Genomic DNA, 13,173 nt, shown 5'->3' on the forward strand with positions numbered 1-13,173 from the left:
CAGTCCGTTTTGATGGGGTAACTATATTAAGCCAAAAGAGTGATTAGAAGAATTTGAAAGTACTAATTCATGAAAATATAACTTAAACTTAAATTATTAGTCTTATAGTTCACATTATACTAGAAATAATACAATCACATCTACCTGTTTATTTTTTGTAAAATAGGCTGATGTGATTGTATTTAATCCTTACACAAAAGTAATTAAATTAAATCTAACGTTCTGCTAGAACAGAGTAATTTTTTAAGAAATCTTCATAAGTTAATTCAATTCCTTGTTTTAAATCAATTTTATGCTTCCAACCTGAGTTGTTTAGAAGAGAAACATCCATTAATTTTCTTGGAGTACCATCTGGTTTTGAACTGTCCCATACTAACTCACCTTCAAAACCAACGACTTCTTTAATAGTTTCTGCTAATTCTTTTATACTCAAGTCAACACCTGTTCCTACATTTACAAATTGTTTCTCATCATAGTTTTGCATTAAATAGAAACAAGCCTCTGCTAAATCATCTACAAACATGAATTCTCTAAGAGGAGAACCAGTACCCCATACTTCTACAGTAGGATCATTATTAACTTTTGCTTCATGGAATTTTCTTAACAAAGCAGGAAGTACGTGTGAGTTCTTAGGGTGGTAATTATCATTGTAGCCATATAAATTTGTAGGCATTGCAGAAATGAAATTACAACCATATTGATCTCTATATGCCTCACACATTTTAATACCTGATATCTTTGCTATTGCATATGGTTCGTTAGTTTGCTCTAAGGTATCTGTCAAAAGATATTCTTCCTTTAATGGTTGAGGAGCTAATTTTGGATAAATACAAGATGAACCTAAGAACATTAACTTCTTAACTCCTTGAGCATAACTTTGATGAATTACATTATTTTGAATCATCAAATTCTCATATAAGAATTGACCTCTGTATATATTATTAGCAAGGATACCCCCAACTTTTGCGGCCGCTAAAAAAACATATTCAGGTTTTTCTTCTTCGAAAAACGTTTTGACAGCTAATTGATCGGTTAAGTTTAATTCAGAAGATGTCCTAGTAATAATATTTGAAAAACCCTCTTCTTGTAGTTTTCTAACTATCGCAGAACCTACCATACCTCTATGGCCAGCTACATATATTTTTGATGTTTTTTCCATTATATTTACGTTTTTAAACGTGCTAAATCATCAAAAGCCCATGAATTAATTCATGGGCTTTTGATGATTTGTCAAGTATAAAGTTTTATTCGTATTGATTTAAAATATCATGACCACCTTCTAAAAGGTATTTCTCTTTCTTAAATAGTTTTAAGTCAGATTGCATCATATCTTTCACCAAACCATCTAAATCATATTCTAATTCCCAACCTAATTTTTCCTTAGATTTAGTAGGATCTCCAATTAATAGATCTACTTCAGTAGGACGGAAGTATTGAGGGTCAACCTTTAGTACAACTTGCCCAACTTCTACTTGATATTCAGGGTTGCTACAAGATTTGATTTTTGCAATTTCATCAACACCTTCTCCCTCGAAATCTAGTTCAATCCCTACTTCAGCAAAAGACATCTTCACAAAATCACGTATGGTTGTAGTAACACCAGTAGCAATTACAAAGTCTTCAGCAGTATCTTGTTGAAGGATTAACCACATTGCTTTAACATAATCTTTTGCATGTCCCCAGTCACGCTTAGAATTGAGGTTACCAAGATATAATGTATCTTGTAATCCTAATGCAATCTTTGATACAGCTCTTGTGATTTTACGAGTAACAAATGTTTCACCACGAATAGGAGATTCATGGTTGAATAAAATACCATTACAAGCGTACATATTGTAAGCTTCACGGTAGTTTACAGTAATCCAGTAACCATAAAGTTTAGCAACTGCATATGGAGAACGTGGGTAGAAAGGAGTAGTTTCTTTTTGAGGTACCTCTTGTACTAAGCCATATAACTCTGAAGTTGATGCTTGATAGATTCTTGTTTTTTCGGTTAAACCTAACAATCTAACAGCTTCAAGAATTCTTAGCGTACCCAAAGCATCTACATTACCTACATATTCAGGAGTGTCAAAACTTACTCTTACATGAGACATTGCACCAAGATTGTAAATTTCATCTGGTTGAACCTCTTGTATAATTCTAGTAAGGTTCATAGAGTCTGTAAGGTCTCCATAGTGTAGTTTAAGCTTTACATCAGTCTCGTGAGGATCTTGATATAAATGATCAATTCTGTCTGTATTAAATAAGGAAGAACGGCGTTTTATACCGTGTACTTCATAACCTTTTTCCAATAATAGTTCAGTTAGGTAAGCACCATCTTGACCTGTAATGCCTGTTATTAAAGCTTTTTTCATTTAAGTGTTAATTTTTTTTTAAAAATATCTATAATAAATAATGGAGTAGAAATGATATTTCTTCTCCAAAGTCTTTTTGGTTCTTTTAGAAACCTAGGAAACCATTCTAATCCCATATTTATCCAGAATTTACTAGGTCTTTCTACGGTGCCAGCATAGAAATCAAAAACCGCACCTATACAAGTAGCTATGTTAAAATTAATATTGTTTTTATTTTTATTAAGCCATTTTTCTTGTTTAGGAGCAGTCATTCCTATGAAGAGTATATCTGGCATAAAATCATTAATTTTATTGCACATAACTCTATTGTCCTCAAAATTAAAATCTGGTTTAAATGGAGGAGAATAACATCCAAAAGTAATATTTGGATATTCTATTTCAATTTTTTGTCTTATTTTTTCAAGCGTCTGCTCAGAAGCCCCCAAATAAAATATGGAAAGTTTATTAGAGTTTGCATAATTGAGTAAATATTCATGGATGTCAGCACCTGCAATTTTCTTGATAGTTTTATTAAATAATATTTTAAATGCATAAACAATTCCAATTCCATCTGGTAATAAGTAGTTAGAATTACTAAGAGCAGAATAAAAATCATCATCAGACTTACTAGTTATATAAGAATGAGGATTAATTGTATTGATTATATACTTTTTTTTGTCTACAATGTTTAAATTAGATAATTTATCATTATAAATATTAAATTCCTTAAACATATAAAAATTAATTTATGATTTGTAAAAACTTATCTTTAAGACGACTATATAAAGAAAATTTTGAGTAAAACTCTTTTATCAAAGAATCATTATAAGTTTGGAACTTTTCAAAGGTAAATGACCTCTTATTTGAAACATCTAAAGTTGTGTTAAACCTTTTCGTTTTATGGGTGTGGGTAGCTTTTTCCGAGAATCCTATACTTTGAACTTTAGATTTTTTTGGGAAAACGGTAGCTTTATTACATAAAAACTGTTGATAACAAAATCTAATAGCCCATGAATCAATCTTGCCATTCATCTGATTATCTAGCATGTTTGATAAGTCACTTCCTCCTTTATTAAATTCCTTTCTTTTTAATTTATCTTTTTTAAAATTACTATAACTCTTTACCTCCCAGTCAATAGTTTCCCAATTATACTTCCATGTTCCCCAACCCCAGGAAGAACTCCTTACTCCAAAATAGTAGTCTTCTTTAAGATTATTTAATGTTTTAAGGTCAAAAGAATATCCAGATATAGAAAAAATATTTTCACTGTCTTTGTAATATTCTAATCCTTGATTCATAAAATCTAAAAAATTCTGACTTGTGATTAAATCATCTTCAACAACTATTACTTTATCATAGTCTTCAAATACTTTTGAAACACCATAAATAATTGATTTTGCAAGACCTTTATTAATATTAGCTTCAAAAATTTTTATTTTTTTGAATCCAGTTATTGAATGTAGATAATTTCTTACTTCATCAACTTCTTTAGAAGCGTTTTTATTTTTGGGACCGTCACTAAAGATATAAACATGGCTTTCACTTGCTAGATAGTTCTTTTTTAAAGAACTAATTGTCTTCCTTGTTTCTTCAAGCCTGTTATATGTGAATATACAAATGGGAGCAATACTCATATATTTATTTTTTTGGGTATATTGAAGGAAAAATAAGTTTTAAATAAGCTTTAATTATATCAAAACGCCAAGACTTTTTCCAGTGTCTTTTTCTGAATAAAGTATATTCTTTGATATTGAGTCCATTAGGTGATTTAAAATGTTCCCACCTCTGGGATATAGAGTAATTAGGGTTACACCATCTTGGTAAACCATTAGGCTCACATGAAGCTAAATAATTTGAAGAAGAGTATATAGCTCCTCCTTGTTCAATTAATCTTAAACCATAATCATAATCTCCCATACCATGTGTATAATCCTGTGATAATATGCCAATTTTTTTTACCACTATTGATGGGACTAAAACAAAGTTACCATTTAAGTATTTTCCTTTCTGAGGCTTTCCTGATGGTAAAATGGGTTTATAAGTGTGGTCTCTCAAACCATATGAAAATTTATTTGAATTCATATGATCTTCACACAATCCAGAAATTATTATTGTATTTTTTTCGATCGAATTATAATCATTAATAATATTGTCAATTGCATTTTCATATAAATATGTGTCATCATTTAGCCAGATATAAAAATTATACTCCTTTTCTTTTAAGGCAGTATCCCATGCTTTTCTCATACCACCATTCCAAAAGAGGTTGCCACTTCCTTGAATAATATTGACAAAAGGTAGTTGTTTTTTTACTAAAAAAGAGGTGTTATCTGTAGATCCATCATCCACTAAATAAATATCATATAATGTATAATTACTAATTTTTTTTAAGCATTGAATAGTGTTTTTTACTCGGTTATGACAAGTTAGGAGAATTGCAATTTTTAAATTTGTTTTCATATTTTTAGTATATGTGAAATCTTTTTATCGCTTGAATTAATTAATAATTCATTTGAAATAAGACCAAGGAAAAACCAAAAGAAAAAGAAGTTTGTATCAAATTGAGTGAACTCTTCAATAAAAGACAAAGGCCAACGAGAACTAATGATGAGTGACAAAATTATAATAAATTTATTATTTGAGTTCGTTATTGCACTTTTGGTAATGTTATAAAGTAAAAGGAAATATAAAAGTACCCCAATGACACCATATCTCAATAATGAGTTTAATATGCCTACCTCTGATCCATATCGCATACCTTTGATAGCACCTCCTGTATTATAAAAGTGAAAACTTTTATATTTTCCAACGGCACCTTTACCAAATAGTAAATCATCTAAAGAATTTAATGAGCTTAAAGTTTCTTGATATATAAAGGTTCTTGTATCAGCTGCTAAATCTGAAACAGCACTATCGGTATTACCTATTTCAATTTTTTCTCCTGAGCTATTAAAGTCTTTGAAAATATTAAAAGTGCTTGTATATCCCAAGTATAAGAAAACGAAAGGAATCAAAAAAAGTATTTTATGGCAAATTAAAATTAGTCGTTTAGGAATTTTATTGAAAACTATGAAAGGTATCATTATTGATATTGTCAATAATGCTTTTAATACACCAGTTCTAAAAGTAATATCTGATAATACAGCGACTAACATTGTTATTACTAATATTATTCTTTTTTTTGGCCATAAAAGTGTTAATGGAAAAAAAAAACTAATTGATATAACGATTCTATGATATGTTTCAGAATTTATTTGGTTTAACAAAAAGTATGTCAATAAAGCAAATGGGTAAATAATATTAATATTTTTATTTAAGATTAGCTGACTTGATTTTAAATTGAAACCCAAATAAAATGCTAAACAAATAAAGGTAAATGGTATCGAGGTTCCAAATAAAAATTTCCAATCATAGTAATCATTAATATTAAATAAGGACCTAAATAATTGAAAAGTTAACCATATAACAAATGCATTATAATATAATTTGGTTGAATATTTTAAATCTTCTTTATTTGAATGGAAAAAAGAATGTATTAGAAAAATAATGCAAGCATATACCACAATAAAGAATAAAACTGAAAAAAAACTAGACGTATTACCCATATTGGCAGATATTCTAATTAAATCTAATATCCCGATAGATAGCAAAAAAATATTTGACTTTATATTTTTGACCATTAATTATTTTTGTCTATACAATTTTAATAGATTAATTAAACTTTTTTCCATATTAAATTCACTTTGGACAAAATGATAAGCATTATTAGATAATTGTACCCTTAGCTTCTCATTACTAAATAATTGGAAAATTGCATTCTTTAAAGATTCAATATCAGGATTAATCAATAAACCATTATCATTTTTTTGAATAAAATCTCTTAACCCATGAGAGTTGTATAAAATTGTTGGAATTTTACAGTACATAGACTCTATAACTACATTTCCTAACCCTTCAAATTTAGAAGGCATTATTAATGCATCTGAGGCAATTAAATAATCTCTAACATTATTTTTATTTCCTAAGAATAATATCTCATTGTGAACATTAAGTTGCTTAGATAATTCTATCTCATCTTTTTCACATATACCACTCCCTAAATGAAGTAGTTTTATATTTGGTATTTTACTTTTTAATTCATGTACTGCATGTATAATGTGATCGTGTTGTTTTTCAGGTACACACCTACCTATGGTTATTAAAACAAAATCATCGTAATTAATTCCTAGTTGATTCCTTAAATTAATAACTTCTTTTTTATCATTAGCTGGTTTAAAGTTATTTTTATTTACCCAATTGGGTATATAGTATGTACGGTTATGATAGTTATTTTTTTCATTTTCATAAACACTTTTACTAATGCTGTGAAATTTTGCATTAAAAAAGAATCGAATGATAAATCTCCGTATTATAGCTAAAATTTTAGTTAAAGGTCTGTTGTTGAATACATTGTGTTGACTTTTGATACATTTAATATTTAAGAAAAAACAAATAACAGCAGGGAAATAAATAGTAGATTTATGAATATGTACAACATTAATTTGTTGTTCTTTTAAAATTCTAAATAATTGTATGTAAAAAGCTAAACCTGATAAAGAGAATACAATATTGGGATTTTTGTAGTGTAGATGATAAGTTTTATAACCTTTTTCTTGGTACTTTCTATAAAGTTCACCTTCATATTTCCCAGAGCTTAATGCAAAAAGTTTATTGCTTTTTTTTAACTCTTCAGCAGCATCTAAATACATTAATTCAGCACCAGAAACATTAATTTCATTAAAAATATGTAAAATATTCATTTTTTTATTTTATAATTTATTGACCAATTCACATCATTTTTTAAAGTTTTATTTGGTACACCCGCAGATAATGTATTATTACTAACAGATTTAGTAACTAAACTTCCCATACCAATTATAGAATTACTACCAATTGTAACACCTTTTAAAATATTTGTTTTAGAACCAACCCATACGTGATTTCCAATGATAATTGGTTTTTCAGGGTTAATCTGATCATTATTTTTATCAAATATTGTATGTGTATCGCTTGCCCATATTTCGATCATATCTGAAAACATACAATCATTTCCAATAATTATATCATTATTAACGCCAACATTAACGATTCTTACCCCTCCAAAAGTGGTATTGTTTCCTATTTCAATTTTACACCCTTGCCCTCTAACAATAATATTTCCAATAAATCTTGAGTTATTTTTTAATATTATAGAATTATTATTGCCGTCAATTGTAATATTAGTATTCAAAATAGTTGAATTATTAGCTAATATTTCATTAAAATTACCAGAAATGTTTAGTCTAAAGTTGTTAACATGACATTCTGTTAATTTAAGATGATTTTTTTTATCGATTTTGATATTAGCTTTTAAAAAAAGATGATTTCTTTCAAGAATGATATTTTTATTCTTGTTATACAGGACATATAATATACTGACTAACTTTAGTAGTATTATTTTCATAACGAAAAAAATATAATTTTACTACAAATTTATATTTACACCAATAACGATTTTTGCCATATCAAGTAAAAGTTACCAATAACAACTACCTTCAATAGTATTGTGATTTTGTGGTTTATCTTTATCATCTGGTCTTACCCAATATTCATTAAATAAATTCATGTACGGCCACACAATATATTCTTCCCATCTAGAACCAATAATCCCAAAAAGTAATTGAGTTACTCCCGCTAGGTGAATTGATTTTTTTCCTTGTCTTTTTACATGAGCAGCAAGAGGCAAACCATATGAACCTGCTCCTATGATACATATATCGTACTCAATAGAATCAATCTCATTTTTCATGTGTTCTAAAGCATCAAACCAACTTTCATATTCACAAATACCACCTAAACTTTGAACAGCTTTTACTGTTATTAAATTAAACTTTGGTAAAAAGTTATTTTCAAAAATAAGATTTCTTCTTTTGTATTGCTCAACTATAGTTTCCGAAAATGGATGTACAACTAATACATTTTTTCCTTCAAGTGCTTTAGTCCATGGATTTGTACAAAAGAAAGGCTCAAGATCTTCTAGAACGACTCTTTTACAATTTTTTAAACTGTTTTTAAAGTATTTCTCATTATTCAACCAAGATCCGAGTAAATCAATTTCTTTTATATCAGATAGCATTATTTCACAGAATTGTTCAACTGATTTATAATCAGTGGGGAAAAATCCTGACCAATTCTTGAGTTGATGTATATAACTATTAACCCACCACCACTCAGGAGTTTCACCTTTAATGTATTTAATTGAAGATCTTGCTGGGTTTTTAATACCATAGTAATTGACAAGATTAAGCATTTCAGTTGAACCAAAACGGGCAATCATTCTTGGTTCGTTATCCATTAACAAATTATAAATTAGTTCATTTGAATATTCTTTGTTGGAAAATATTTTCCAATTTCTTAATTCAAAATTTGAAGGGTTATATTTCGAATATATTTTTCTGAAAATCTTTAATATACTTTTATTCATTTCTTTTGAAGAATCTAATCGATTTTTAAATATTTATATTTTATTAGTTTTGTCACATCTAACTTGAATTTATCATGTAAGGGAGTGTTTTTTTTATTGAAAATACAAACTATGTCATTTTCACTTATAATATTACTATTAATTTCAATAGAAGTAAACTTGATATTTTTTTTAGGAAGAATAGGTTCTATCATTGCATCATAAAATGACTTTAGTACTTTCTTTACTCTTACTGGTAGAAACAAATAAATATTTTTTCGTAAAAGATGTCTTATTTTATAACTAATTGTAATGTTGTCAGTCATCTTTTTACCATCTTTCGTAGATATAGTTACATTGTAGTTTTTATTTGATAAGTTCTTTCTAACTATACTCTGATCTATATTTAGTATTTCAGAAAGAGGTTTGATTATTGAGGCAATATCATGTTTGAAATCTTCATATAATAATATAATCAAATCAGATTCGTCAAAATGTTCTAAATAAGAATTTAATAGTTGAGAGTAGTTGAAAATAAGATTATCATTATTTATAAAGTTTTCTTCGAACCATAACTTAGGATTACTGAAACTATTATTAATTTGAGTAATGTGATGATATTGTTGAATATAAAAAGAAGGAATTAAAGTTATTTGTGATCTTAAAGTAATTATAATCTTGATTTCTTCAAATATACCCTCAAATACTTCTTTTATCTTTGCTGCATTAAACCTTGCATTATTATTATAATATGCCCACGAAAAATTCTCACAGAAGAAGGAAATATTTTCGTTAGAAATCACAAAGCATTTTTTGTTACTTTCTTTGATAGCAATAAGTTCTTTTGAGTATTTAATGTCGTTATCTATACCAGTAATGTATTTTATAATATTACCACAATATAGGTTGCCAAATAATTCACTTTTTTTATTCAGGTGATTTAGGTATTCGATTTCATTGTCCTTATATAATTTTGTAAATAAGTTTAGTTGTAAAGATGTTGTTGCAGTTTTAGGATAACCTATATGTACGATTAATTTTTTCATAAAATAATTTTTATATTCAACCTACTCTTAACGAAGTATAGACAAGTTATATTTTGTAATATTACTGATATTGAAGTGCTAAGTGCAGCTCCGTTTAAACCATAAAAACTGATGAAAATGTAATTTAAAAGAATGTTTAATAGTGAAACAGAAAATGTTATTTTGCCAAAAACCTTTTGTTGGTTACAACTTACTAATAATAACCCTACTGCTCCTGTTCCTATGTTTATTGTTTGTCCAAAGGCTAATATAATTAAAGTCTGATAAGCTTCAATGAAATTTTCTCCCCAGATAGATAAAATATTTTCGCCAAAAATGAATAATACACAAAATATTATTATACATAGAAGGGTTAGATAAGTTGTTATTTTTTTTATTAAATCAACCAATTCTTTTTTTCTATCATTAAAATATAATGGGCTAATTTGAGGAGCAATAATAGAATTAGTTACTTGTAAAAGAAAACTTGTAGATAAAGCGATTCTAGAAGCTACACCATATAGTCCAACTTCTTTAGTTGATAACATTGAACCAAGCATGAGTGTATCAATATTTGTAGATATAGTAGAAACTAATCCTGCGAGTAATAAAGGGTATGAACTTTTTAATAATTTTTTTCCAATAAATTGAAAATTGTAATCTTTGAATAAAACAGTTTCTTTATGTATGAATAATAGTCCGATAAATAGTGTTCCCCACCTACTAATCAATATTGAATAGGTTAGTGTCTTAATATTGAAAGTACCGAATAAGTAGATTATAGTTAATGAAACAATTAAAAGAATAATAGTAAGGCTTTCTCTTAGTAAGTTACTTTGCCAAATCTTATTACTTCCATTTAAAATACTTGCAAAGATATTAGTTATTGAAGTTGGAATAACACAAGTAAGAATCAAACTGAAATATAAAATATTCTCAATATTAAATATTTTTATAACTGAGAATTGGACTTCTGAAACTATTAATATGAGTACTATGAAAATTGAAGATATTAAGCTGATTATTACACCACTTAAACCTTTTGATTTTACATTCTGAAAAAATGATTTACTATTATCCAGTGAGATCTCTTTGGTTAATATTTGTGGTAACCCTAATAGAGAAAATAACACAAAAATATTTAAAGATTGAGTAGCAAGATTATAAAACCCTAATTGATTTACACCTAACTTTCTTGAAATTAATAAGCTTATAATGACTCCCAAAATTATTGTAATGATTTTGAGGATCATGTTTATAGAAAACTTTTTGAGGAATGTGAAATTTAACACGTTTTAAATTACTTGTTTTATAAGTTTAGTAAAATTTCATCAAATTTTTCATAAGTCATCTTCTCATAGTTTTTAAGCCAATCTTTAGATTTTAATACTAACTTTTTTCGAGACTCCTTATTGTTAATGATGTTACTCAGGGGTTTATCATTGTCAGATAACTTGTCATTAAGTTCAATTAATATACTTGAGAGTTCTTGACTAAATGAATACATATTTTTTTTTACAGCAACACAACCATTATAGTTGATTGACTTAAGTAATGCACCTTCTACTGGAGCCGACCATAATGATGGGCAGACAATAATTTTTGAATGGATTACAGCATCTTTTAAGCCATTATTCCAATTACAAGCTTTAAACTCAATATTTGAGGGGCAAGTGTGAGTAGTTATAGATTCTACTTCTTTTCGTGAATAAGGTATAAAAAAGCTATACTCTTGATATCGTTCAGCTAATTCAATAAAAAATAGAATTCCCTTATCAACTGCTAAAGTATTATGATAACAAAAATCATATCTTTTTGGTAGTGAATTATTATCCTTTTCTCGGATGATAATATTATTATTCATTCCAATTACATCGGTAGATATTTGTTCCCCAAATTGCTTTTTGAGTAAAGTTTCTTGGTTAATATTTTGACACAAAAATGTAATAGAATTAATTTTTTCTTTGATTGTTTTTATCATTAATGCATGTTCATCATATCTGTATTTGACAGGAAAAAAATTACACTTGTTTTCAAAATGGGAATTTTTGTTTTCTATGCATTTGAGACATTCTTTACCGTATAATGAGTTATATGATTTAATACAAAAGAAAAAATTATCTAAAACGTAGATATATACCTTAGAACTACTGTTTATAATATTTACTGTTTTCGTTAAGCCTAACGATTGTGGATGAAATAAGATACTAGTACTATCTTTTTGAATCTTATTGCTAGAAAAAAAATGTTGAAAGATATAATATGTTTTCTTAAGTAGTGGTTTTAAACCAGATTTGGCCATTAATTTCACTAAAAAATTATCAGGAGTTGAAATATAAAATAAATTGTATTGAATATTTAGAGCATCTAATCGACTAAGAAAAAAGCCTACCAAATCACCAGCTCCTTTTTTATTGGGCTCAATGCCTGAGTATATATTAATCATCTTTTAACCTTTCTAAACCCTCTTTTAAACTGATTTTACAATTCCACTTTTTTAAAATTTCAATTTTTGTATTAGGAATCATAACTTCTCTATTTCTGTAAGCTCTTTTTCCCCAATTTATAGTAATAGACTTTTCATTTATTGAGTTAAAAAGCATAATGAGTTCTTTCAAACTATGAGATTTGTTTGGCCTGATTGCATATGAGGAAAAACTTTCGAATTCTTCTATAATATTGAAAAAGGCTTGATAGTAAGCTTGGCATATATCTGATATGTGAGTTAAAAATAATCTTTGTTCACCAAGAGACATTTCTAAGATTTTTTTTTCATCAGCAAACTGATGTAGTAAGTTAATTAATTTAGGACGGGTGTCATTCTCTCCATAAGTATCATATAATTGTAGAGTCATTGCTTTTAAATTTCCGTTTTCAGTATAGAACTGAATAATTTTTTCAAAAGCTTCCTTAGTAGCGGCGTATAGATCAACTGGATTATATTCTTCACTTTCATAGTATTGCCAATAAGTACCAGTGTTAATGAAGTACTTTATAGAAGCTTTAGAACACGCTTCTATAATTTCAGTAGAAAATAGTACATTACTATTAATAAGCTTGATAATATCTGAAGGTTCATGTTCTGTCTTAACATAAGAGGCTAGATGATATACAATATCAGCATCAGTAGTTTGAAAATATTCAATTAATGCTGAAATATTATTATCATGATAGAATATAGATACCTTATCTATGATATCTTCAATATTACTTGTGTTCGAAGATTTTCTTAAAATTAAATGTATATTCCAACCTTTCTGAACAAGGAATCTAGCCAAGTTTGAACCAACAAAACCTGAACCTCCAGTTATTATCGCTGTATTTGACATG

Annotated in this window: 13 protein-coding genes; all 13 read right to left on the bottom strand. The window is 27.5% G+C overall.

The window, feature by feature from the left end; all coding sequences use genetic code 11:
• Positions 1 to 214: 214 nt before the first annotated feature.
• Positions 215 to 1,159, bottom strand: coding sequence for a GDP-L-fucose synthase (locus tag PL77_RS17645; RefSeq protein ID WP_044208197.1), 945 nt, complete (start codon positions 1,157 to 1,159; stop codon positions 215 to 217).
• 85 nt (positions 1,160 to 1,244) lie between these two features.
• Positions 1,245 to 2,357: a GDP-mannose 4,6-dehydratase gene (gene gmd, locus PL77_RS17650; protein WP_044208200.1), complete on the bottom strand. Its 1,113-nt coding sequence runs from the start codon at positions 2,355 to 2,357 to the stop codon at positions 1,245 to 1,247.
• Positions 2,354 to 3,070, bottom strand: a complete 717-nt coding sequence (locus PL77_RS17655) for a WecB/TagA/CpsF family glycosyltransferase (protein ID WP_044208203.1) — start codon at positions 3,068 to 3,070, stop codon at positions 2,354 to 2,356. Before PL77_RS17655 ends, gmd begins: the two co-directional genes overlap by 4 nt.
• 7 nt (positions 3,071 to 3,077) lie before the next feature.
• A complete protein-coding gene (locus PL77_RS17660; RefSeq protein ID WP_044208206.1) occupies positions 3,078 to 3,971 on the bottom strand; it encodes a glycosyltransferase in 894 nt (297 codons plus the stop codon).
• 4 nt (positions 3,972 to 3,975) lie between these two features.
• Positions 3,976 to 4,797 carry a glycosyltransferase family 2 protein gene (locus PL77_RS17665; protein ID WP_044208209.1) on the bottom strand — a complete coding sequence of 274 codons (822 nt, stop codon included), beginning with the start codon at positions 4,795 to 4,797 and terminating at the stop codon, positions 3,976 to 3,978.
• A complete protein-coding gene (locus tag PL77_RS31800) occupies positions 4,794 to 6,017 on the bottom strand; it encodes a hypothetical protein (RefSeq protein WP_156152411.1) in 1,224 nt (407 codons plus the stop codon). Before PL77_RS31800 ends, PL77_RS17665 begins: the two co-directional genes overlap by 4 nt.
• A gap of 3 nt (positions 6,018 to 6,020) precedes the next feature.
• Positions 6,021 to 7,136, bottom strand: a complete 1,116-nt coding sequence (locus PL77_RS17680) for a glycosyltransferase (protein WP_044208216.1) — start codon at positions 7,134 to 7,136, stop codon at positions 6,021 to 6,023.
• Positions 7,133 to 7,819: a DapH/DapD/GlmU-related protein gene (locus tag PL77_RS17685; protein ID WP_044208218.1), complete on the bottom strand. Its 687-nt coding sequence runs from the start codon at positions 7,817 to 7,819 to the stop codon at positions 7,133 to 7,135. Before PL77_RS17685 ends, PL77_RS17680 begins: the two co-directional genes overlap by 4 nt.
• Positions 7,820 to 7,891: 72 nt before the next feature.
• Positions 7,892 to 8,839 (bottom strand): hypothetical protein, encoded by a 948-nt coding sequence (locus tag PL77_RS17690; RefSeq protein WP_044208221.1) that lies wholly within the window; start codon positions 8,837 to 8,839, stop codon positions 7,892 to 7,894.
• A 14-nt stretch (positions 8,840 to 8,853) separates the two neighbouring features.
• Positions 8,854 to 9,864, bottom strand: coding sequence for a sulfotransferase domain-containing protein (locus PL77_RS17695; RefSeq protein WP_044208227.1), 1,011 nt, complete (start codon positions 9,862 to 9,864; stop codon positions 8,854 to 8,856).
• Positions 9,861 to 11,135, bottom strand: a complete 1,275-nt coding sequence (locus PL77_RS17700; RefSeq protein ID WP_256380345.1) for a flippase — start codon at positions 11,133 to 11,135, stop codon at positions 9,861 to 9,863. Before PL77_RS17700 ends, PL77_RS17695 begins: the two co-directional genes overlap by 4 nt.
• 17 nt (positions 11,136 to 11,152) lie before the next feature.
• The gene (locus PL77_RS17705; RefSeq protein ID WP_044208233.1) at positions 11,153 to 12,289 is read right to left on the bottom strand and encodes a hypothetical protein; all 1,137 of its coding nucleotides are present in this window, start codon (positions 12,287 to 12,289) and stop codon (positions 11,153 to 11,155) included.
• Positions 12,282 to 13,172, bottom strand: coding sequence for an NAD(P)-dependent oxidoreductase (locus PL77_RS17710; RefSeq protein WP_044208236.1), 891 nt, complete (start codon positions 13,170 to 13,172; stop codon positions 12,282 to 12,284). The genes PL77_RS17705 and PL77_RS17710 overlap by 8 nt, the downstream gene beginning before the upstream one ends.
• Between the last annotated feature and the right edge of the window lies 1 nt (position 13,173).

The sequence above is a fragment of the Flammeovirga sp. OC4 genome, assembly GCF_000812565.1.
In the GTDB taxonomy this organism is placed as follows: domain Bacteria; phylum Bacteroidota; class Bacteroidia; order Cytophagales; family Flammeovirgaceae; genus Flammeovirga.

What these genes read in the sequence shown, in the direction of transcription:
- PL77_RS17645 (WP_044208197.1), bottom strand. Translation starts at nt 1,159, where the DNA reads ATGGAAAAAACATCAAAAATATATGTAGCTGGCCATAGAGGTATGGTA.
- gmd (WP_044208200.1), bottom strand. Translation starts at nt 2,357, where the DNA reads ATGAAAAAAGCTTTAATAACAGGCATTACAGGTCAAGATGGTGCTTAC.
- PL77_RS17655 (WP_044208203.1), bottom strand. Translation starts at nt 3,070, where the DNA reads ATGTTTAAGGAATTTAATATTTATAATGATAAATTATCTAATTTAAAC.
- PL77_RS17660 (WP_044208206.1), bottom strand. Translation starts at nt 3,971, where the DNA reads ATGAGTATTGCTCCCATTTGTATATTCACATATAACAGGCTTGAAGAA.
- PL77_RS17665 (WP_044208209.1), bottom strand. Translation starts at nt 4,797, where the DNA reads ATGAAAACAAATTTAAAAATTGCAATTCTCCTAACTTGTCATAACCGA.
- PL77_RS31800 (WP_156152411.1), bottom strand. Translation starts at nt 6,017, where the DNA reads ATGGTCAAAAATATAAAGTCAAATATTTTTTTGCTATCTATCGGGATA.
- PL77_RS17680 (WP_044208216.1), bottom strand. Translation starts at nt 7,136, where the DNA reads ATGAATATTTTACATATTTTTAATGAAATTAATGTTTCTGGTGCTGAA.
- PL77_RS17685 (WP_044208218.1), bottom strand. Translation starts at nt 7,819, where the DNA reads ATGAAAATAATACTACTAAAGTTAGTCAGTATATTATATGTCCTGTAT.
- PL77_RS17690 (WP_044208221.1), bottom strand. Translation starts at nt 8,839, where the DNA reads ATGAATAAAAGTATATTAAAGATTTTCAGAAAAATATATTCGAAATAT.
- PL77_RS17695 (WP_044208227.1), bottom strand. Translation starts at nt 9,864, where the DNA reads ATGAAAAAATTAATCGTACATATAGGTTATCCTAAAACTGCAACAACA.
- PL77_RS17705 (WP_044208233.1), bottom strand. Translation starts at nt 12,289, where the DNA reads ATGATTAATATATACTCAGGCATTGAGCCCAATAAAAAAGGAGCTGGT.
- PL77_RS17710 (WP_044208236.1), bottom strand. Translation starts at nt 13,172, where the DNA reads ATGTCAAATACAGCGATAATAACTGGAGGTTCAGGTTTTGTTGGTTCA.